Source organism: Woronichinia naegeliana WA131, from assembly GCA_025370055.1.
In the GTDB taxonomy this organism is placed as follows: domain Bacteria; phylum Cyanobacteriota; class Cyanobacteriia; order Cyanobacteriales; family Microcystaceae; genus Woronichinia; species Woronichinia naegeliana.
Map to the genome: position 1 here is coordinate 882,341 of CP073041.1, position 22,059 is coordinate 904,399.

The 22,059-nt window shown below is 42.6% G+C and carries 15 protein-coding genes and 5 pseudogenes; 10 read left to right on the forward strand and 10 right to left on the reverse strand.

What is annotated here, in order from left to right; genetic code table 11:
• Positions 1–66: 66 nt before the first annotated feature.
• Positions 67–405: pseudogene (locus KA717_04690) on the reverse strand (IS1634 family transposase).
• A 252-nt stretch (positions 406–657) separates the two neighbouring features.
• Positions 658–1,782: an IS1634 family transposase gene (locus KA717_04695; protein ID UXE62154.1), complete on the reverse strand. Its 1,125-nt coding sequence runs from the start codon at positions 1,780–1,782 to the stop codon at positions 658–660.
• 254 nt (positions 1,783–2,036) lie between these two features.
• Here KA717_04695 and KA717_04700 point away from each other — a divergent pair.
• The 4 genes and pseudogenes from KA717_04700 (at position 2,037) to KA717_04715 (ending at position 4,277) form a co-directional block, all read left to right on the forward strand.
• A pseudogene (locus tag KA717_04700) lies at positions 2,037–2,324 on the forward strand (ISNCY family transposase).
• A gap of 196 nt (positions 2,325–2,520) precedes the next feature.
• Positions 2,521–3,147, forward strand: coding sequence for a ParA family protein (locus KA717_04705; GenBank protein ID UXE62155.1), 627 nt, complete (start codon positions 2,521–2,523; stop codon positions 3,145–3,147).
• A 538-nt stretch (positions 3,148–3,685) separates the two neighbouring features.
• Positions 3,686–3,838: a hypothetical protein gene (locus KA717_04710; protein ID UXE62156.1), complete on the forward strand. Its 153-nt coding sequence runs from the start codon at positions 3,686–3,688 to the stop codon at positions 3,836–3,838.
• Positions 3,839–4,061: 223 nt separating this feature from the next.
• A complete protein-coding gene (locus KA717_04715) occupies positions 4,062–4,277 on the forward strand; it encodes a hypothetical protein (protein UXE62157.1) in 216 nt (71 codons plus the stop codon).
• 325 nt (positions 4,278–4,602) lie between these two features.
• On the opposite strand, the gene KA717_04720 is transcribed toward KA717_04715, so the two are convergent.
• Positions 4,603–4,890, reverse strand: coding sequence for a hypothetical protein (locus KA717_04720; protein ID UXE62158.1), 288 nt, complete (start codon positions 4,888–4,890; stop codon positions 4,603–4,605).
• A gap of 134 nt (positions 4,891–5,024) precedes the next feature.
• Between KA717_04720 and KA717_04725 the strand changes: the two are divergent.
• Positions 5,025–6,362: pseudogene (locus KA717_04725) on the forward strand (IS5 family transposase).
• Between the two features lie 365 nt (positions 6,363–6,727).
• Here KA717_04725 and KA717_04730 read toward each other — a convergent pair.
• The 4 genes and pseudogenes from KA717_04730 to KA717_04745 form a co-directional block, all read right to left on the reverse strand.
• Positions 6,728–7,579 (reverse strand): annotated as a pseudogene (locus tag KA717_04730) (ISKra4 family transposase).
• 49 nt (positions 7,580–7,628) lie between these two features.
• Positions 7,629–9,032, reverse strand: a pseudogene (locus tag KA717_04735) (IS66 family transposase).
• A gap of 246 nt (positions 9,033–9,278) precedes the next feature.
• Positions 9,279–9,887 carry an IS1634 family transposase gene (locus tag KA717_04740; GenBank protein ID UXE62159.1) on the reverse strand — a complete coding sequence of 203 codons (609 nt, stop codon included), beginning with the start codon at positions 9,885–9,887 and terminating at the stop codon, positions 9,279–9,281.
• Positions 9,888–10,503: 616 nt separating this feature from the next.
• Entirely contained in the window at positions 10,504–11,742 is a 1,239-nt protein-coding gene (locus KA717_04745; protein ID UXE62160.1) for a glycosyltransferase family 4 protein, read from the reverse strand.
• Between the two features lie 454 nt (positions 11,743–12,196).
• Between KA717_04745 and KA717_04750 the strand changes: the two genes are divergently transcribed.
• From KA717_04750 to KA717_04760, 3 genes are all read left to right on the forward strand, one after another.
• Positions 12,197–12,925, forward strand: coding sequence for a Bax inhibitor-1 family protein (locus KA717_04750; protein UXE62161.1), 729 nt, complete (start codon positions 12,197–12,199; stop codon positions 12,923–12,925).
• A gap of 202 nt (positions 12,926–13,127) precedes the next feature.
• Entirely contained in the window at positions 13,128–13,706 is a 579-nt protein-coding gene (hemJ, locus tag KA717_04755) for a protoporphyrinogen oxidase HemJ (GenBank protein UXE62162.1), read from the forward strand.
• A 14-nt stretch (positions 13,707–13,720) separates the two neighbouring features.
• Entirely contained in the window at positions 13,721–15,043 is a 1,323-nt protein-coding gene (locus KA717_04760) for an O-antigen ligase family protein (GenBank protein UXE62163.1), read from the forward strand.
• Here the strand turns inward: KA717_04760 and clpX are convergent.
• The 3 genes from clpX to tig form a co-directional block, all read right to left on the reverse strand.
• Positions 15,020–16,357: an ATP-dependent protease ATP-binding subunit ClpX gene (clpX, locus tag KA717_04765; GenBank protein UXE62164.1), complete on the reverse strand. Its 1,338-nt coding sequence runs from the start codon at positions 16,355–16,357 to the stop codon at positions 15,020–15,022. The two genes, KA717_04760 and clpX, sit on opposite strands and share 24 nt — an antisense overlap.
• A 4-nt stretch (positions 16,358–16,361) precedes the next feature.
• The gene (gene clpP, locus KA717_04770) at positions 16,362–17,039 is read right to left on the reverse strand and encodes an ATP-dependent Clp endopeptidase proteolytic subunit ClpP (GenBank protein ID UXE62165.1); all 678 of its coding nucleotides are present in this window, start codon (positions 17,037–17,039) and stop codon (positions 16,362–16,364) included.
• Positions 17,040–17,216: 177 nt separating this feature from the next.
• The gene (gene tig / locus KA717_04775) at positions 17,217–18,680 is read right to left on the reverse strand and encodes a trigger factor (protein UXE62166.1); all 1,464 of its coding nucleotides are present in this window, start codon (positions 18,678–18,680) and stop codon (positions 17,217–17,219) included.
• Between the two features lie 671 nt (positions 18,681–19,351).
• Between tig and KA717_04780 the strand changes: the two genes are divergently transcribed.
• Positions 19,352–20,389, forward strand: coding sequence for an aspartate-semialdehyde dehydrogenase (locus KA717_04780; GenBank protein UXE62167.1), 1,038 nt, complete (start codon positions 19,352–19,354; stop codon positions 20,387–20,389).
• A 50-nt stretch (positions 20,390–20,439) separates the two neighbouring features.
• Positions 20,440–21,330 carry a 4-hydroxy-tetrahydrodipicolinate synthase gene (gene dapA / locus KA717_04785; GenBank protein ID UXE62168.1) on the forward strand — a complete coding sequence of 297 codons (891 nt, stop codon included), beginning with the start codon at positions 20,440–20,442 and terminating at the stop codon, positions 21,328–21,330.
• The last annotated feature ends 729 nt before the right edge of the window (positions 21,331–22,059 follow it).

Below are 22,059 nucleotides of genomic sequence, written 5' to 3' on the forward strand. Positions count from 1 at the left end.
TTGCCAGTAAATACATCGAGCCTTTTGTATCTTTGACTACATTCTGAATTTGGAATTGCTGCAACGGATAAACAGAAAAGACTGAAAGACCCAAAGCAGAGTGGGAATGGCGGTCGGTTTACCCTTTTGATTAGGAATAGTCTGATGGGCAAGAGCCAAAGCCTGTCGTAGGCGACGTTGTGCCAAAGTATAAACCAATAAAGAGACAACCATAATCATCATCAAAGCCATAATGCGTTGAGGATTCTTGAGAAAAAGAGCAGAGGCAAAAAAGAAAGGGTCTTTGAGAAAGCGAAAGCCGCGCTCGGTGTTTTGTTGAGCCTTATATTCAGCCAACATCTGGTCGGGACTCAAAACCTGAGAATCAAGAACATTAGTAGCTAAAATAAAACGTCCAGCCCGTTTAGATGCGGCTTCCAAGCAAGAGGAATCAAGGCTTAATTAGGGTCTGCTGAAAAAGTCCACAAAACGAACCTAGATGCCACAGGAGGCGAAAAATGGTGACTTCAGAGAGTAGTTTCCAATTTCAACCCCCAGTTTTCCAACGACGTGCATGGGCTTTGAGCCTCCAAAGGCCATAACCTTGCACCTGATCGTTTTTAAAATGCTTGAAAGCATTATCTGGCAAGGGTTCTATACTTATTCAGCAAGCCCTAATTACCCAGTTAAGCGGTAATGAAAACCGAGAGGGGTAGCCCCTTGTTTCGGTCTTCCTCCCTTGGCATAGTAAGGAATAGTCTGAACCTCAACTTGACTGAGTTGATGATAAGTCAAGGTTTTTGGCCAGAGTTGAGCCTCAGTAAGAGCATCGGCCTCACAAGCAAAATTCTGTCCACAAAGTTTCTGCCATTCTTTTTTGACAACTTTATCGGCTTTCTCAATTTTTTGACTTATAGCTTTATTATCGGACTGGAGACGTTGAGCACTTTCGACCACAAGCCATCGTTGCTGTTCACCCCCATATTCCGAAGCCCTCACTTGCCAACGATAACCGTCCTGTTCACCCTGCTGCCATTGGTCTTCTGATATATTTGCCAAAGTCTCAGTGGCTTCTTTCAGAGGGACACGACTTAACCATTGAATTAACCTCGCCATGCCCACATTTTCCGCCGTATAAAAAGCTCCATCAATCACCGATAAACCTTCCATATTCAACCTTTCTTGACAGTCTTTGATTATCTGGGGAAACACCTTTTTATCCGATTCATTGCCATCTCCTAATTGCATAAAGAGAGGGACACCACCATCTCCACTACATATCATATTTAACATAAACTGTTTTAGGTCTGGTCGTTTATCTCTGGAATAACCAAATTTTATTTTTATGGCTTTTGTCTGCTCGTCTTCCTCATCTTCTATCCTTTCCTTATACTTCCCTTGTACAGACATTGAGGTTGAGTCTAAATGCTTTGACTTTTGTTCTATTCCAAAGATTGCTGCCGCTTTTAGGACTATTTTCGTGAACCGGTTTTTTACCCCCACTCCAAATACCTTATCCAATGACCTTCCTAGCTTGTCATCATTTAAATCTTCTGCTTTTATTCCTTCTCCTAATAGGTGTTCTAATGCTTTTCCTTTAAAAAACTCACTCAACAAATATAACGGAGCATTGATACATCCTAAGCAGTTTAATATCATTGCTTTTACTATTGTACCTACACTGAGCTTTTCTTGAGGATGAGTTCCCACTTCCTCATCGATAATTTCTACTAAACCCATTTCATCTATAATTCCCGCTACGATTCCTAAGTGGTCGAGGTCTTTAATATTTAGGTTATTCATTTTTACTGTTGATTCTATCTAAGACAAGACTCCATTTTAGAACTTTATTGACATTTTTTATCCTTGCCCGAAATCAATGCACAAGTACCGATACTAGCTCGCGTGAACTAGTGCTCCTCTTCGACAACCTGCGGAATGTGGGTTCTAAGGCGACTTTGGCTTTGAACTGGGCTCCATACTGTTTTTTCTTGTTGCTCATAGCTCTCCTGATTTCGATTTAGAGCTTACACTACTGTCCAGTTTTGGGGGCCACCTCAGTTCTCAAAACTCGGGGCTATCATTTAGAGCATAATTTTGGACATGGTAAGCAACATTTGTCCTCTTTTCTGCTGACCCTCAACCTTCTGGCTTTCTTATGACCTACTGTTCTCCATCTGGTCGATGAACGCTATCAACGGGCTCGGATTCAGCGAGGGACTCGCCGGGGCTTTTTTCAAGATGTTATTTGTCTGACCAAGTATCTGTTGTTTGAAAGCTGGCATCACCTTCTAGACTTTATGCTCGATGATGCCATCCCTATGGCTCTCGTTAATTCTTCTTGATGTTGGATTGGGATGTATAGGGCAAAAGTGTTTGATGTTCCGTATCATTTGCTACATTCTGAATTTGGAATTGCTGAGCCGTGCTAGAAGCACGGGGTTTTAAACCCATTTTTCTGATAATGTTTAACGAGGAGGTCTGGCGCGAAAATGCCTTGGGCCGTCGGTTATTCAAGATCTTGAAAAATGCTCAGAAATCATGATTATTGCAATTACGGCCTTAAAAGGAGGTGTGGGCAAAACCACTACTGCCATTCATTTAGCTGCTTTCTTCCAGCAAAAAGCCCCTACCTTGCTGATTGATGCTGATCGCAACCGTTCAGCCCTGATTTGGTCACGGGAAGAAAAATTACCCTTTTATGTCGCCTCTCAAGCAGGGGCAACCAGTCTAATTCGTAAATATCCCCACATTATTGTTGATACCAGAGCAAGACCTGAAGCCGATGAGTTCAAGGACTTAGCTGATGGTAGCGATTTACTGATTATTCCTACCACCCCCAACCATTTAGACCTGGATGCGACTTTTAAAGCCGTCGAACAGCTAAAGCCGTTGAATGTGCGCTATAAAATTCTCCTCACTAAAGTAGATGCCCGCACCAAAGGAGGCGATCAGGCTAGACAACGGTTAGAAACTGCCCAGTTACCTCTCTTTAAATCAGAAATTCCCCTACTGGTTGCCTTTGAACGTGCTTCTCAAAAAGGAGTGATTATTCGAGATTACTCTGATCCACGTTCGACAATGGCCTGGTTACGCTACAAGGCAGTGGGACAGGAAATTGTATCCTTACTTAATCAAGAGTTAAGTGTCAAGGAAACAAGTCGGTAACAGCAATTCTCAGTTTTAGATACAGCAAGCCTTTTAGGGATTTAAAGAACATTTCAAAGGGGGTTTTTGGGGCAATTCTATGTGTACTACCATGCCTGAAAGCCTGAAGACTCGTAAAATGAACTTGTTAATCCCGTTGAATTTTACCCCGTATTACGCGAACTAAAACCTGAAACCCTTGCTACAGGGCAAATTTAGAATTGCTGAGTCGGTAATCAGCAATTCCAAATTCAAACAGTAGTGTAGGATACAGAAGTGATTTTGCTTCTGTCTTTCACAATAGAGTGAACGAGTTGGTCGTCCCACCAAAGTATTACCGAAGGGTCTTGTAGTAAGACTAAAAAATAAGAGTAGTAAACGTCGAGATTCTGAGGGTAAACTAAAGAAAGTAGAAACTCCGAAACCAGAACATCCAGAGACAACAGAAAAACCAGAAGAAAAGGACGTCCATGCCAACCACGTTGAGGCATTTAATAGTGCTATCCGACGCTATTTAGCCGCCTTTCGTCGTCGTACAAATACTTATGCTAAATCTGTTGTGGGATTACAGCGAGTCCTAGATATTTTCTGGATGGTTCATAACTTTGTTCGCAGCCATTTTACGACGAGAAAAGTCTCGGCTGTAGCTCTCGGTATCCTTCAAAAAGGGTTAACTTGGGAGGACTTACTTCAAATTCGTGGGCTTTGTTGAACCCCTCTAACTGTAAGTCTTTTCGTCTCCCGCTAGACAACACGCTCTTTGGAAATTTCTCGGTTGGCCTCTTTTTGGAACTGGTATCGTCTGATCAAAGTTGGAAAAATTTATGGTGTAAGGCTTTGAGAAAATAGGAAAATAGTTTAAGACTAGGCATCGGCCCGTTTTTATTATACTATTATTATTGTCATTATATCAAAGAAGAAGGAAACAAAAAACAATGTCAATATCAAAGAAAAGCTCTATGGAAATCCTGAATGATGTTGGCTTGTGCCAAGAGAAAGAGGATGCCTTATTCAAGAAAAACTGTCCTCATTGCTATAGTGAAAACGTAAAAATACATTCTCATTATCAAACGAAAGGTAACGGGGAACGTAAAATGTTCATTTGTCAAGAATGTAGTTCTTGTTTCAGCAATTCCAAATTCAAAACTTGATAGCTCTGAAAACCTTACACCAAGAGGACTTTACAATTCTTGACAATTTGGTGAATCGCTGAAACGACGCAAAATCGTTCTGAATTTATTTTTGCTGTTCTTGTTTTGCTGAGACTTATGGTAGCGTAATCGCTGGCTTAGAAACCCCATTAAGTGAAATTGTAAAAGTATTAAAAGCCAGAATGGAAGGAATAGGATTAAATGCAGCAGCCCGAGTATTCGACTACGCGAAAACAACAATATTGAATTGGGAAAAGAAATTATCAGGATTACAAGAGACATTAGTAATTAGTCAGAGAACACCAGAAAAAAGATGATCCAATGATTATAGCGGTTTGGCAAAGATTTCCACAAACCATTTTTTGAGGCTAGGAAGGCGATTAATCCGTGCTTCAACCTTTTCCATCCCAGCCTTGCTCAGCTTCACTCCTGTCTCATAAACTTTTTCTATCAGTTTCACTACAGGATTTTGACCCCTGAATGTTAGCGTTTTAGCAAAATTAAGCACGGTTTCAACCGTATCCAGTAAACTCCCATTCCAATGTTTTTCTAACCAACCAAAACAACGCTCTATCGGATTATACTTGCTGTGATACGGCGGATAATAAGCCAATTGTATATCTAGGGCTTGCTGAAAAAAGCTGAAACCTTTACGGAGAAAAATAGTAGGCGAATTAAGAACCGCTAGAATGCACGAAAATAGGGTAGAATGCCTCAAAACCATTGCATTAAGAAGAGAGAAAGCAGATGTACCGAAAGCAACAGTACTCAATTGAAACACCAGAAAACTTGAAAAATCTGTTCGGCGGGCAGTTAGACGAAGAAAATCGTTGGATAGAAATGTCAAAAATGATTCCCTGGGAAGAATATGAGGAAGAATATGCAAAAAACTTCACAGAAAAAAAAGGAGCCCCAGCCAAATCATTTAGAATGGCATTAGGAGCATTAATTATCAAAGAAATTTCAGGAAAAAGTGACAGAGAAACAGTAGAACAAATAAAAGAGAACCCTTATTTACAGTACTTTATAGGAATGGAAAGCTATAGTAGCAAAGAAGCATTTAATGCGTCAATGATGGTTCATTTTCGTAAAAAAATAGGAATGGAATTAATAAATAAAATTAATAAAGAAATAGAAAAAAAAGCGACGGTTGTAGCGTCAGAAAAAAAAGAAAATGAAGGAAAGTTATTGTTAGATGCGACTTGTACACCAGCAGATATAAAATATCCAACGGATATAGGAATATTGAATGATGCCAGAGAAAAAACAGAAAAAATAATAGATAAGCTGTATGAAGAAATAAAAGAGAAAAGGAAAGAAAAGCCGAGGACTTATAGGGAAGTGGCAAGAAAAGAGTACTTAGCCATAGCAAAAAAACGTCGTGTGTCAAAAAAAGAAAGAAGAAAAGGAACAAAAAAACAACTAGGATATATAAAAAGAAACTTGTCTCATATAGAAAAAATGATAGAAGAGGGAGCAAAGTTAGAAAAACTAACGAAAAAAGAGCAAGAAGAGCTTGTAACGATAGGAAAAGTGTATGAGCAACAGTTAGAAATGTATGAAAAAAAGACAAATAAAGTAGAAAACAGAATTGTGAGTGTAAGCCAACCTCACGTGCGTCCAATAGTGCGTGGAAAAGCGGGAAAAGCAGTAGAGTTTGGAGCTAAAATATCGGCAAGTAATGTGAATGGCTTTGTCTTCTTAGACAAATTAAGTTGGGATAATTACAACGAATCGGGAGATTTACAAGCGCGAATAGAAGAATATAAAAGGGAAACAGGATGTTATCCGGAATCGGTTCATGTGGATAAAATCTATCGAACAAAAGCGAATCGAGCTTATTGTAAAGAAAGGGATATAAGAATGAGTGGTCCCCGATTGGGAAGACCGCCGAAAGAGGTGAGCAAAGAAAAAAAGAAAGAGGCACGCTCAGATGAAAGAGTGCGTAATGCCATTGAGGGTAAATTCGGACAGGGAAAGAGGAAATTTAGTCTTGGTCGAGTGATGGCCAAACTACCTGAGACCTCGGAAACGGTAATTGCGATGAACTTTTTGGTAATGAATCTTTCTACTCTACTTCAGAAGACAAAAAGTAAAAAGTTGTAGAGTCGTTTTTCTTGTGAAAAATGGTGTTAATTTTCCTCTCTTTTGTGAGGAGTGATTTGTGTTGACCTTTTTAGACAGAAAGGAACAATAGATTAAACAAAATCTGTATTTTGATTTGTTTCCATAAGGATAAGTTATCTATGCTTTTTCAGTCCATACTTCCCTAACCCACATTTCTTTCGTTTTTTGACTTTTTCAGCAAGCCCTATCTAGCTTTGACGATTCTGTAAAATCAATCATACGCCGCATGAATTGACTACGACGCGAATGATTTTCAGGTCCATTATCAGGGAGCATCTCACCTTTGCAATAAGTAGAAATACTTAACGAGGTAAATGAAAGAGTCAAAAAAGGTAATCATTTAAATAGGAACAGCGATGACGAAGGACTTGTGGTACATTGTCAGAATTCCAACTCGCACCAGTAATTTTAAGACGATGACCAATTTGTTTAACTTGAGATTCGACAGAGCCAGAGCCAATAGAAATGCCCTCTGCCTGCAAATAACCATAATTGACAATCCGATGTTTATGCTTGTTTAAATAAATGATAAAATTCTCAGCTTGAGGCTCTGACCATCCCTCAAAACAGGAGATAGCGGCATCCACTTCACCCGTCCAAAGAAAAGACTTGACCTCCTCAATTCGCTGGAATGACCCCCCAACTTTATAGAGGTTTTCAATTAAGTGATACCAGTCCAAAATTTCAATTCGCTCATGTTTCTGTCCTATCTCACGAAATAAGTTCCAGATACCATCATGTCCATCTCCCAAACAAATTAAAGGCTTAGCCAAAATTTGAGAATTAACCAAATCTAATAAAGCCGAGTTATCTTGAAAAAAGGTAGCTACCCCCAATTGATGAAAACTGACTCCTTTATAATCACGCCAAATTAAGGGTTATCCCTTGGGAGTTCTGAGTCGTACCTTCCCACCATCTATGCTAATTTCTTCGACTTCTGTGTTAGAGGGTAATTCTTCAAAATGATAGCGATGTACAAGGCGTTGTTGCGTACTGTGAGAAATAGCAATTCCCGTCAATGATTGGATTTTCTTAGCTGCTTTTTCATAAGACTCATCGCCACTCAGTAGCAAACAGTTCTTCTCTAACATTGGACTCATCTGAGTTCGAGGCTTTAGTTCTAATTTCTTCGCTTGTTTTTCTGTAATGGGCAATTCCCCCAAAATACTTTGTAATTAGTCACAGCAATAAGTGGGGCTTAATTCTCATTAAGCCCCAAAAATACTAGAGAGGAAGAAAGTCATCAATGGAAGGAGGAGAAAGACCAGAGGAAGATAAAATAAGAGATAACTGTTCGACCGCACTTTTACCTTGAAGTCTCATGGTTTCAAGAAAACTAAACATCATGGCAACAAGTTGTCCGCCCCAATGACTTCTAGCACCGCCACTAACCTTACGATGAATAACAACAGGACGCAAGGCTCTCTCGGCATCATTGTTATCAGGTTTAACTTCAGGAAAAGTAAGAAAAGTAAACCAATCATGCCAATAACGTCGAAAGCGATTAGATAACAATTGGGAATCACTTGCCCATCCCGTGGGCGGCGGATTATCCAGAACCTCTTGAAGTTGAGCTTCAACTAGGGGTCGCTGTTGTTGTAAAGCTTCTAAGCTCAGTTTGCCTTGATGATAATCTCGATGGGATTGACGAGCTTGCTCTAGAATAGGAAAAACTCTCTGAGCAAAAAGTTTATTTTCAGAAAAGTGGGAAGTTTCCAAGGCCTTCAATTCCCGCCCAATATGAGCCAGACATTTCTGTTTATGCTGGGCATTTTGGCGATGGTAAGCCCCCCAACAGTCCGTACTGAGAAGCCCATGAAAATCTTTACCTAATAGGGAATGAACCTCATCGGAACTCCGGCTGGGAGCCAGAAACAAAACACAAACAGAGGAGGAAGTAGCCACCCACATCCAATAGTTAACCCCATTGACGCGATAGCTGGTTTCGTCCACACAACGGACTCCAGGCTCCTGTATGTAAGTCCACCACTGTTCATAACTAGGATACAAGCTTTCGCAAAACCATCGGTGCATTTTAGCTAAACTCCCTTGAGACAGAGGAATGCCAAAGACCGTTTCTACCAAGTATCGTTGTTTTAGCCAAGTCAAATTTCCCCCATATCCCAGCCATCCCACTAAGCTGGATAAGGTTGCACCGTAGCTAAAATCTTCACGACATCCCAAAGGAAGTGGGGCATAACCTTCCCAATCACATTTTGAGCATTGATACTTTTCCCTAACATATTCCCTTACCTCTACTGGTTTACTGACTAATTCAGCTATTTGATTTTTTTTGATGATAGTCTCCTTTTGCTTTTCCACTGACGCACCACATTTTGGGCATTTTTCCATCCTTAAATCTACTATTTCATCTACCCGACCAAACCCGTTTCTGGTTTTACCCACATGGTCGTACTTTGGACCTCTTTTTTTTCCTTTTTGACCGAAGGTTTTGGCGACTTTCTTTTTGTAACCGTCACTGCTTGGGGGCTGAGAGCTATTTTCACTCGTTCTTTGGTTAAGCTTTTTCAGCTTTTCTTTCAACTTTTCTATCTCTTTCTTTAACTCTACCAATTCTTTTCTCAGCTTTTCGTTCTCTTCTTTTTCTTTCTGATAATCTTCATACCAATCTTTTGCCACTTCTTTTTGCCATGGCATTTTCACTTCTTCTTGGTTTAAGTCTGGAACTGGGTCTAGTTTTTTCATAGTCTCCCTATTCTAACCTATCTCTTTAACCGCCTTTCCTTTCTTCATTATTCTTTACTTTTTTCATTTGCTTCTCATTCTCAATAATTTCCTTCTTTATTGCGGTGACTAATTACCCTTTTTGTTAAAACTGTCTTTTGCTATTCTATCGGATCATTTATTTTATGGCTATCTCTGGGGAAACACCTTTTTATCCGATTCATTGCCATCTCCTAATTGCATAAAGAGAGGGACACCACCATCTCCACTACATATCATATTTAACATAAACTGTTTTAGGTCTGGTCGTTTATCTCTGGAATAACCAAATTTTATTTTTATGGCTTTTGTCTGCTCGTCTTCCTCATCTTCTATCCTTTCCTTATACTTCCCTTGTACAGACATTGAGGTTGAGTCTAAATGCTTTGACTTTTGTTCTATTCCAAAGATTGCTGCCGCTTTTAGGACTATTTTCGTGAACAGTTTTTTTACCCCCACTCCAAATACCTTATCCAATGACCTTCCTAGCTTGTCATCATTTAAATCTTCTGCTTTTATTCCTTCTCCTAATAGGTGTTCTAATGCTTTTCCTTTAAAAAATTCACTCAACAAATATAACGGAGCATTAATACATCCTAAGCAGTTTAATATCATTGCTTTTACTATTGTACCTACACTGAGCTTTTCTTGAGGATGAGTTCCCACTTCCTCATCGATAATTTCTACTAAACCCATTTCATCTATAATTCCCGCTACGATTCCTAAGTGGTCGAGGTCTTTAATATTTAGGTTATTCATTTTTACTGTTGATTCTATCTAAGACAAGACTCCATTTTAGAACTTTATTGACATTTTTTATCCTTGCCCGAAATCAATGCACAAGTACCGATACTAGCTCGCGTGAACTAGTGTTCCTCTTCGACAACCTGCGGAATGTGGGTTAAATGCAAAGCCGTTCTGAATTTTTGCGAGAGCCCAGTCATAAAATTGTCTTCCACTTCACCCCCAAGCATTGCTCTTGGCTCAATCAAATTGAGATGTGGTTCAGTATGCTGATGAGTAAGTTACTCAGACGAGGCAATTTCATGAGCAGAGAACAGCTCAAAACTCGCATCCTTGACTTCATTGATTACTTTAATCGCACTATGGCTAAACCCTTCAAATGGACTTATCAAGGCAAGGCATTAAAGCAATGATAAACGGTCGCTCTATTCCCGCCCAAGCCTACTAGCCCTCCAACATCAAGCCCAAATGATTTTTCCTCAAAGTCCACCCAGTCTGCTTTTGCCTAAATTCCTTGCCTCTTCCCCAAGCCCTGATATGCTTACTTTGGCCGCATAGTTATTACCTTATCTGGCATCCATAAACTTCGCACTGTCCAGTTAATTAAAAGATTACGATTTAATTTATGTGTTTACAAACTCTCAAATATATTTTTGTAAACTTTAGCCTGTTGTTCCTGTCTGAAAGTTGCTTCAATCTGATAATCAGAGAGTGTACTAAATGTTAATTTTTTTTGGTGGTGGAGACAAAAACAGATAATTCCAGTCACAAAATCATCAATATCAAAAGGTTCTGCTAAATAACCATTTTTCTGATGCTGAATTAAATCGGGCATTCCTCCTATGTTAAAGGCAACGCAGGGCGTTCCACAGGTTAGGGCTTCTAGCACAGTATTAGGCAAATTATCCTCTAAGGAAGGGGCTAAAAAGACATCAGCAGCAGAGTACACAAGGCGAAGAGATAAGTGATCATGCAATTGCCCAAGATACTGAGTTGGCAGGCCAAAATCTGGCGCGTTTTCTGGTTCACTGGCTCCAAAAATAAGGATTTGTAGTTTATCTTGCCATTCTGTTTGACTAAGTTTGGTTAAGGCTTGCTGTAGAAGCGAAAATCCTTTCCGTCGATCGCTGGTAGCTTGCATGGCCCCAAACAGAATAATGATTTTATCCGAGGGTAATCCTAACAGATTTTTGGCGATCGCCTGATCAACAGGATGATATTGCTTAGGATCCAGACCATTGGGAATAATTTTGAGCGGATAATGTTGCAGTAGGGGACTTTTCCGGACACAATCTGCTAACCAATGACTGAGGGCCACCACCGTTAGATCCAAATTTTTCCAGGCCTTAGCCTTCCGTTGCCAAATCCAATGGGAGAGATCTTTTTGGGTTTGACTACCCAGTTGGGGACATTGACCGCAGCCCCTTTGATAGCGATCGCAGCCATTGGTATAGTGACAACCGCCGGTCAGGGCCCATTGATCGTGCAGTGTCCAGACAATTGGTTTGTGAAACTGGGCTAAACTTTCGATCTGCATAAAGCCCGCCTGAGTCCAATGAACATTAATAACATCGGGGTTGAGATCTCGAATTTTCTTTGCCAGGCGATCAGGAAGCCACTGAGGCGAAAAATAAGTCTCTTCCCGTTGGGGATAAAACTTAAGAGGAAACTGGTCAATTCTGGCCCTGGTTTGGGCGATCGCCATTTCTAGGGGAGTAGTCGGAGACAATACAGAGGAATCATCCGCAGACTTTTTATGAACGAGAATTTGAGCATCGATCCCTGCTTGTCGCAGACCTTGGTAGAGTCGATAGGCTGCCCGTCCTGCCCCTTGTCCAATATCGTAGGTACTGAGTAGCAATACTTTCATGTAGTTTTATTGTCTTAGGAATTACTAGGCAATCTTTCTAAAAACTCCCCTTTTTAAAGAAATTTGAGACAAGGCTCAAAAGGGGGCGGTAAATAGGAAGAGATAAAAATGCTAGGCAGTTGGTACGATTTGAACCTTAATTTTGACCTGTTCCTGAGTATAGGGCAGGTTAACCGTCAGCCTCAACGCATCAAAGTCATTATAGGGTTGGCCATCAATTTCTACATCGGCAATTTTGATAGTTAGAAAAATTTAGACAAATATCTCAGATCTTACTTTGCAGGTGTAACCCTGACTGGGTGAACTATAAAACCCTCTATCCCATTTCTAAAAGCGTTTGAGACTGCTTTGCGAATAATATTGAGGGAGCTTCGGTAATCCTGACTAGCGCGATCGCCCCTCTTTTCGTTATAAAACGAGATAGGTCTCTCATCTGTATTTGGAGAAAATCTTTATGAGCAATACCAGTAACTTCCGTCAGGCCATGCAGGAAGCTCGCTCCCAGTCCCTCATTGGCCCCAACGTCATCCCCAAAGCACTTCCCTACCTTGGTGGAGCCTTAATGCTAACGGCGGTGGGAACCTATGGTGGCTTAGGCATGATGCAGACCAATCCGGCTCTCTTTATGCCCACTTTTTGGGGCGCAATGATTACGTCTCTCATCCTCTTTTTTGTTGCCCGCAATGTGGCGGAAAATGGCAATAATGGGGTGGCTTTACCCCTGTTAGCGTTATACAGCCTATTGTCGGGCTATACCCTGAGTGGAATTGTGGCTCTAGCTCTCGGAACTACTGGAGTCGGACTACAAGGGGTTGGGATCGCGGCCTTAGGCTGTGGGATTACCTTTGTCATTGCCCGTAGTGTGGGTTCTAATCTCTCGGATAAAGATGGACTGGCTCTGACCCAAACCGTTCAACTGGGCATTATGGCTTTGGTTGTGGTGGTTTTTCTGCAAGTCATTCTTTCCTTTTTCCACGTTTATACCCCCAGTTGGTTAGAAATTGGGATTTCTGGGATCGGGGTTTTTCTGTTTGCTGGGGCTTCGGTGGTCGATTTTTATATTTTGCCCCGCACCTACTCTGATAATCAATATCTTTCGGCCGCGCTCTCGATGTACTTAACCTACATCAATCTATTCGTTTTCATTTTGCGCCTCTTAATCTCCCTCAATGGTCGAGACTAAGACTGACAAGACTTGATCAAGCCAGATTGAGCTTGAACGATTTTCCCTCACCAGTTTGCGTGGGGGAGTTTTTTTGAGTTTAAGGAGAATTTAAGGAGTGCGATCGCCGTAGAACCGCCAAGATTGTCCAGACGACCCAGATATAGATAAACTTTTACAGCAGAGACGCATCAGCAACAAGTAAATTATTACTCACTCGACTATGGCATATTATTGGTTTAAAGCCCTTCACCTCATCGGCATTGTGGTTTGGTTTGCGGGATTATTCTATTTAGTACGGCTCTTTGTCTATCATGCCGAAGCCAGGGAACAGCCGGAACCAGCCCAAACCATTCTCAAAAAACAATATGAGTTAATGGAAAAACGCCTTTACAACATCATTACGACCCCTGGCATGGCGGTAACGGTGGCGATGGCCCTGGGATTGATCTATACAGAACCAGGCATTTTAAAATCTGGCTGGCTACACATTAAACTCAGCTTTGTCGCCTTGCTCCTGATTTATCACTTTTACTGTGGTCGCATTATGAAACAGTTGGCCAAGGGAGAGTGTCAATGGACAGGCCAGCAATTTCGAGCCTTAAATGAGGCTCCCACCATTCTCTTAGTGATCATTGTTCTTTTAGCTGTTTTTAAGAATAATTTGCCCCTAGATGCAACCACCTGGTTAATTGTCGCCTTAGTCATTGCCATGGCTGCTTCAATCCAACTCTATGCCAAAAAACGTCGTCGAGATCAGGAAAAGTTAGAACAGAGTTTATCCGTCCAAGAAGAATACTAAAAAAGGATAACGTTTTGTCTAATTTCAAATCCTCTTCCCAGGCTGCTTTACGCCGTGAGTGGCAAGCTCTACAGTGGGGCGTTATTTTACTCCCCCTCAATCCGATTTTGTCTTTATTGGGCTTTCTGTTCGCGCTCTTTAGCACCTGGAAGTCTCAATTTCGCTCGATTATTAACTCTCAATGGGGCCAGGCCTGGGGAATATTGACCCTATGGCTATTATTGACGACGCTACTGGCTCAGTATAAAGGAGAATCCTTACTCGGATTAGCCAATTTTGTTCCCTATTTTGGGGTATTTCTTGCCTATCGCTTAATTTTGCAGGATTTTACCCGTTTACGAAGATTAGCCTGGTATCTGGTTTTGCCCTCTTTTCTTTTAATTGGGTTGGGATTTGGTCAATTGTATGGGGGCTGGGCCACACCAGGCTGGTTAGGGGGACTGGGAACCAATTTAATCCCCTATGGCCGGCCAGAGGGACGAATCTCATCCTTACTGATGTATGCCAACATTTTTTCGGCCTATCTTTTGATGGTCTTGCCTCTGAATGTCGGTTTAGGCATTGAGGGTTTTCGCCAATGGCAACGAGACAAGAGTCAGCGTACCCTTTTTCTCTGGCTGGCTTTGGGATTTTTGGCAATTTTAAATCTTGGCTCCACTTTTCTGACGGATTCTCGCAGTGCCTGGGGAATTAGTTTTGTTGTGGCTGTGGCTTTTGCTTTTTATCTGACCTGGTATTGGTTAATTGGCCTTGGTTTCAGTCTAGCGGCGATCGTGATGTGGGCTTCCTGGGGCCCATTTGGCAAAGAGCCTCTGCGTCAAATTGTACCGAGTTATCTTTGGGCTAGACTTTCAGACGAACTCTATCCCGATCGCTATAAGACGGCATTTCGTAGTACTCAGTGGAATTTTGCCTGGGGAATGATGCAGGATCGGCCTATCTTTGGTTGGGGATTACGCAATTTTACGCCCCTCTATCAAGCCAAAATGAATGTTTGGTTGGGCCATCCCCATAATTTACCACTCATGCTGCTGGGAGAAATTGGCATTCCGGGTACGCTTTTATTTTTGGGAATTGTGGGTATGGGACTATACCAGGCCACCCGTTTGCTATGGGCTCTAGGAAAACCCCAAGGATCAAGGCGGCGACAAAGCCAACATCTCTTGCTAATGTCCTACCTGTTGTCCTTTGCCAGTGTGATGGGCTACAACCTCTTAGATGTCACGATTTTTGATATTCGGGTTAACCTGATGGGCTGGATTATCCTAGCCGCGATCGCCGGAGTTAGCCAACGATATCAACGACTCTGGCAATCAAGCCGATTCCGGTTTCGGTAAGGAGGACGGATGAAGTAAAAGCTCGGCAGTAGAACGTTTTTCCACCATTTCGCGGGTAATCATACAATTCTTGAGATCTTTGCGGGAGGGTAGTTCGTACATGACATCCAGCATTAACTCTTCCACAATACCTCGTAGGGCCCTCGCTCCCGTTTTACGTCGATAAGCTTCCTTGGCGATCGCCTGAATGGCATCCACTTTAAACTCCAGTTGCACACTATCCATGTGGAGCAGTTTTTGGTATTGCTTAACGATCGCATTGCGGGGCTGGGTCAAAATAGCAATTAGGGCATCTTCATCTAAGGGTTCAAGGGAAGCTAACACCGGAATTCGTCCTACAAATTCAGGAATCATGCCAAAGCGCACCAAATCATCGGGTTCTACCTGACGCAATAGATCGGCTGCCCGTTTTTCCTTACTTTGAGCATCAATCCCCGGCCGGATAAAGCCCATCGATTTTTTACCTAAGCGTTGGTCAACCACCTTTTCCAAGCCAACAAAGGCCCCGCCACAGATAAAGAGAATATTACTCGTATCAATTTGAATGCAATCTTGATAGGGATGTTTTCTGCCCCCCTGGGGAGGCACATTGGCGATTGTCCCTTCCAGCATTTTTAAGAGAGCTTGCTGTACGCCTTCACCGGAAACATCACGGGTAATGGAAGGATTTTCACTTTTGCGGGCGATTTTATCAATTTCATCAATATAAATAATGCCTCTTTGAGCCTCTTCCACATCCAGATCTGCCACTTGTAGAAGCCGCAGCAAAATGTTTTCCACATCTTCTCCGACATAGCCGGCTTCGGTCAGGGTAGTTGCATCTGCCACCGCAAAGGGAACATCCAGAATTTTAGCTAGGGTTTGGGCTAAGAGCGTTTTGCCCGATCCCGTTGGCCCTACCAATAAGATATTGGATTTTTGGAGTTCAATATTGTCTTCCTTGCCATCCTCTGGATTACCTGGGACAAGGCTCAAACGTTTGTAGTGGTTATAAACAGCTACCGATAAAACCTTCTTGGCATCTTCTTGTCCAATGACATACTCATCCAAGTATTGCTTAATTTCCGTGGGTTTCGGTAGTTTTCCCAGGGTTAGGCGATCTCCATTGGCTTTGCGTTTATGGTTTGAGTTATGGGAGGGAGAATTTGTTGCATTGGGGGCCTGAGCTTCTAGCAACTCCTCATCCAAAATCTCGTTACATAGCTCAACACACTCATCACAGATATAAACCCCTGGCCCAGCGATTAACTTGCGTACCTGTTCTTGAGATTTACCACAAAACGAGCATTTGAGGTGAGAGTCATATTTAGACATATTACTAACTAAGAGAGGTGACAGGGACGGTGGGATCAGGGAGATGGGGACGGAAAATGACACGATCAATCAGCCCATACTCCTGGGCATCCTGAGCCGACATGAAAAAGTCGCGTTCCGTATCTTCCATAATGCGATCCATCGGTTGCCCTGTATGTTCGGCTAACATGGTATTGAGACGTTCCTTGATATAAAGAATTTCTCTTGCCTGAATTTCGATCTCAACCGCTTGACCTTGAGCACCTCCTAGCGGCTGGTGAATCATAATTCGTGAACTGGGTAGAGCCATTCTTTTGCCTTTTGTACCACCCGACAAGAGAAAAGCCCCCATACTGGCCGCTAATCCAAAGCAAATGGTGACCACATCAGGACGGATCTGCTGCATGGTGTCGTAAATCGCTAAGCCAGCATAAACTGAACCACCAGGAGAATTAATATAAATCTGAATATCTTTTTCGGGATCTTCTGCATCTAAAAAGAGCAGTTGGGCCACAATGGAATCGGCCACTTGATCATCGACTGGGGTTCCCAGGAAAATAATTCTTTCTCTGAGTAAGCGCGAATAAATATCAAAGGCTCTTTCTCCTAGCCCTGATTGTTCCACCACCATCGGAACGACGTTCTGCACCTGGGGATGACGATAGCTCTGAATGGGGTATTGGGGCGATCGCGATTGAACCATAGAGGGAGAGAGGTAGGGTTAATTAATCAAAAATAATGAACTGGAAAGTAAGCAGACTCAAGGGAAGGAGAAATCGCTCAGATTATGTCATCGTTTTAAGATTCCCCCCTTATTATGCCCTAGTTAAGCAGAAATGGGGGGAATTTGGGAGAGAGAAACAACGCTGAAGGTAGAGCTTTATTCTGGCTGCGCTGCACTTTCCTCAACGACTTCGCTGACTTCTGCTTCTATCGCTTCAACCACTTCACTGACCTCGGCCTCTATCGCTTCAACCACTTCACTGACCTCGGCCTCCAAAACGTCTTCTTCGTCCGGTGGATTCAGCGTTCCTTTAGGAACCCGTTCAACTTGAATTTGATTCCGCAACAGTTCCAGTACTTTCTTGCTGGTCAATTCTTCCGTGACAACCTCTGTCAACTTTTCTTGGTTAATGGTTTGTCCGGCTAGTTGAGTCCGAATCTCATTGATTCTGGCCGTTAGTGCTTCTGCCTCCGGTTTGAGATCTTCAATTTTGGCAATTTCTTGCACAATCAGAGCTTGTTTTAACCGTTCTACCGCTTCAGGGCGAGCATTTTCTCGAAGCGCAGTAAGATGTTCTGACCCGAACAACTGGCGAATATCTAACCCCATTTGTTCCATCTGAAGAGCCGTCTGTTGAAGAACCCTGGTGATCTCCTCTTGAACCAATGTGTCTGGTAAATCGATTTCACCGACTGTCAGTAAAGCGTCTAAGATGGCATTATCAATACTGTTGTTGGTTTGCTCCTCTGCTTCCTCTTGATATTGTTTCTCCAGAGATTCCCTGAGTTCGGCCAAGGTGGCATATTCACTCACCTCACCGGCAAAGTCATCATCCAGTTCGGGTAATTCTTTGGCTTTAATTTCTTTGAGCGTGATATTAAAGATAACAGACTGACCTGCAACGGTTTCCAAGGGATAATCGTCAGGAAATACAACGGTAATGTCCTTGTTTTCATCTAGGGCAGTACCCACAATTCCCTCTACCATGCCTTCGACAAAACGACCTTCCTCTAGATCAATCTTAAAGTCGGTTCCTTTAATATCGGCGATCGCCTCTCCCTTGCTGCCATCTTCTGAGAGGGCATAGGCTTGATAATCAACAATGGCCACATCTCCCCTTTGGGCTGGACGATCTTCAATTGGGACTAAATCTGCCTGTTGTTCTCGTCGTTGTTGGAGCCAGTCCTCGACCGATTGGGGATCATAGGGGGTTTCCTCGGCTTTGACCGACAGAGCTTTGTAGTCACCGAGGACAACACTGGGCGCAACATCTACCGCCGCCTGAAAGCTGAGGGGAACCCCTGGAATAAATTTCTCCACTAACTCATCAAAGCTAGACCGTAAGTTGTAATTGCCTAGAGCCGTAATCTCTTCCTGTTCCAAGGCCTGTTTGAAACTATCTTGGATTAATTCTTCCAAAGCGGTGGCCTTGATATAGCTGGCTCCTAGCCGTTGTAGCAGAACTTGACGCGGTACTTTCCCTTTCCGAAACCCAGGAATATTCACGGTGCGGGCAAGGTTCTTGACAACTTTTTCGTAGGCTGCCTGAGATTTTTCAGCCGGGATCTCAATTTCTAAACCGATTTGACTGTCAGGGAGTTTTTCCTGGGTGACTTTCATTGATGTCTGAATCTTACTTACTAAACGTTAAACGATAAAAGCCCTTGGGCAGTTTGATTTCCAGATTTTTACTTGTCTAACTGGCTGCTCATGGTATGCTTGGAAAAGCGATCGGGTATCAACCCTACTGGCGTGGTTGTCCAGAATTGCTGAGAACGGAAACAATTTTCCCAATCAGCCTTTCTGATGATATTACATTAGAGGACAGTCGGAGTCGGAAATTTCCGTTTCTGAATCAAAGGTCTCAACCATTAGGTTGTACTCTATCAGTCGAGGCCAAGATCGCGCCATAGAATGTCTAATTAAAATCAACTTTAACCTCTGAACTGCTTTGTTTCCTTGATGTAGATACCCTCTGTTTTTGTCTGCCGATGCTTTTAGATAATATAATTACGACCCTTTTCCGCCTATTGTCTTGAAGTTTAGGGTGACTCGGTTCTACCCTTAATAAATGGCTCAGTCTTCTACCCTAGCTACACTAGAACTAAATCTTAATTTCTAACATTTACTAGAATTAAATCTTAATCTCTAACGTTTTACGGTTACTTGAGCATTATCATTGAATTCCCTTGTCCGCAGAATTTAAGGGCTTCTTAGTCTTTCCCATCGTGATTTTCTGATCTTTAAATTAAACATTTTATCTATCATTCAGTATCAGGAGGTATAAAAATTTGTCTAGAGCAGTACGGGTCGCTATTCTGGGGGCGACAGGAGCCGTTGGCACTGAACTACTAGAACTGCTTGAGAGTCGTCAATTTCCAGTCAGTCAACTGACCTTGCTGGCCTCTCCTCGTTCGGAGGGGAAAAGGATGATGTTTCGAGGGCAATCTTTAGTCGTAGAAGCAGTGAACGAAAACTCGTTTAAAGAAGTTGATCTGGTTTTAGCCTCCGCCGGTGGTTCAAGCTCTAAAGCCTGGGCCGAAACCATTGTGAAGTCTGGGGCGGTGATGATTGACAACTCCAGTGCTTTTCGTATGTTGCCGACGGTGCCATTGGTGGTTCCAGAAATTAACCCCGAAGCGGCTGAAAAACATCAGGGTATTATTGCCAACCCCAACTGTACAACGATTTTATTGGGCGTTGCGGTCTATCCATTGCATCTTGTCCAACCCATTAAGCGCATGGTGATTGCTACCTACCAGTCCGCTAGTGGAGCCGGAGCCAGGGCCATGGAAGAGGTTAAACAGCAAACCCAGGCAATTTTAGCGGGGGAACAGCCCAAGGCGGAAATCTTGCCCTATCCCTTAGCCTTCAATCTTTTTCCCCATAACTCACCCTTAACGGAATCTGGTTATTGTGAGGAGGAGATGAAGATGATTAATGAGACTCGCAAAATTTTTGATGCTCCTCAGATCCAAATTACGGCAACCTGTGTGCGAGTCCCGGTGCTTCGGGCCCATTCGGAGGCGGTTAATTTAGAATTTGAGCGTCCTTTTGCGGTGGCCAAGGCTAGGGAAATTTTGTCCCAAGCTCCTGGAGTTGAACTTTTGGAGGATTGGCAAGCTAATTATTTTCCCATGCCCATTGATGCGACAGGGAAGGATGATGTTTTAGTGGGGCGAATTCGCCAGGATCTTTCCCATGCCAACGGTTTGGAACTCTGGCTCTGTGGGGATCAGATTCGTAAGGGGGCAGCCCTGAATGCGATTCAAATTGCCGAATTGTTGGTAAAAAAAGATCTCTTACGCCCAACTTTAGCGATCGCCTAAGTTCTTTTTCCCAAACGCTTAACTATTCACTCTCAACTATTGACCCCTTTATGAGTTTTCCTCCCTTTGGACGAGTAATCACCGCCATGGTTACTCCCTTTGATGAAGCCGATCACGTCAATTATGCGATCGCCGAAAAATTGGCTGATCATTTGATCACTCATGGAAGTGATGCTTTGGTGGTCTGTGGTACAACGGGGGAATCGCCCACCCTTTCCTGGGAGGAAGAACATCAGTTATTTGAGGTGGTTAAAAATACGATTGGTAATCGCGGTAAGGTTTTGGTGGGAACCGGGTCTAATTGTACCCAAGAGGCGATCGCGGCTACCCAAAAAGCAGCTACATTCAAAGTAGATGGGTCTTTACAGGTGGTTCCTTACTACAATAAACCACCCCAGGAAGGTCTCTATCGACACTTTGAGGCGATCGCTAAAGGCTGTCCTGAATTACCAATGATGCTCTATAACATTCCAGGGCGTACTGGACAAACGCTTTTACCGGAAACCGTTGCTCAACTGGCTCAGATTGACAACATTGTGGCGATCAAAGAGGCCAGTGGTAGTCTCGATCAAGCCGCCCAAATTCGTTCCCTAACTCCTCCTGAATTTGCCATTTATGCCGGCGATGACGTTTTGACCCTGCCCCTATTAGCAACAGGCGGGGCCGGTGTGGTTAGTGTCGCCAGCCATCTAGTGGGCGAACAATTGCAAACCATGATTCAGTCTTTTATAGACGGTCAGATTACCCAGGCGATGGATACGAACTTAAAACTTTTGCCCTTGTTTAAAGTACTTTTCTGTAACACGAACCCGATTCCGATCAAAGCGGCCCTTAAATTGATGGGCTGGCCCGTCGGTGGATTGCGCTTGCCGCTCTGCGAGCTTTCTGATACTCAAACGCAAGCGGTGGCCAAGGTGTTACGGGAGTTAGAACTCCTTTAAGGCTTTAAACGCTTTTTCGAGAGTCAGCCTCGGCGATCGCTCAAGACTAAAACTCATTTCTCTCTTTGATGACAATTCACAAAGACCCATCCAACCGTTTAAAACCCAAACCAAGGAAATGAGATTAACCCTTCCAGCCAGAAATCTTTTGATTTTCAGAAAAGTGGGAAATCCAGACAGTCTTATCATTGACATTTTGTCTTTTGATATAGTATGATTTCGGGGAAGATATTTATTTGGGTTCTGTTAATATTTTGACCCTAAAATTTAAGCAAAAACCATCAATTTTCTAGAAGCTATGTTAATCTAGAAATAGCAGCGAGAAAAGACAGTATAAAACCATAACATCTAGATAAAATTATCTTGAACCAATGGCTATAACTTTGCGCTCCTTCAGGTAAACTTGGTAGAAAATGAAGACAGTGACTCTCAATGAAAGGTCAAAATGAGAACGAGGCGGCCTGCCTGTTATAGGCTAGAAAATCGTTCCACAAGATTGGATCACTGGATTTAGGTTTGCTAAAAGTGTCTTGAAAATCAAATATCCCCTATCAGTCTCACCATTGAGATACTTAATGTTATTGAAGTATTGGTAAAAGAAGTATTTATTTTCTTAACCCGATATTCAGTAAAACACGAAAGCTTTTTCTTCGGGCATTGAGTAGAGCAGAATACTTGAATATTAGCTTGATTTTTGACCGTTGACTTGTTTGACTGCTGACTAATCTT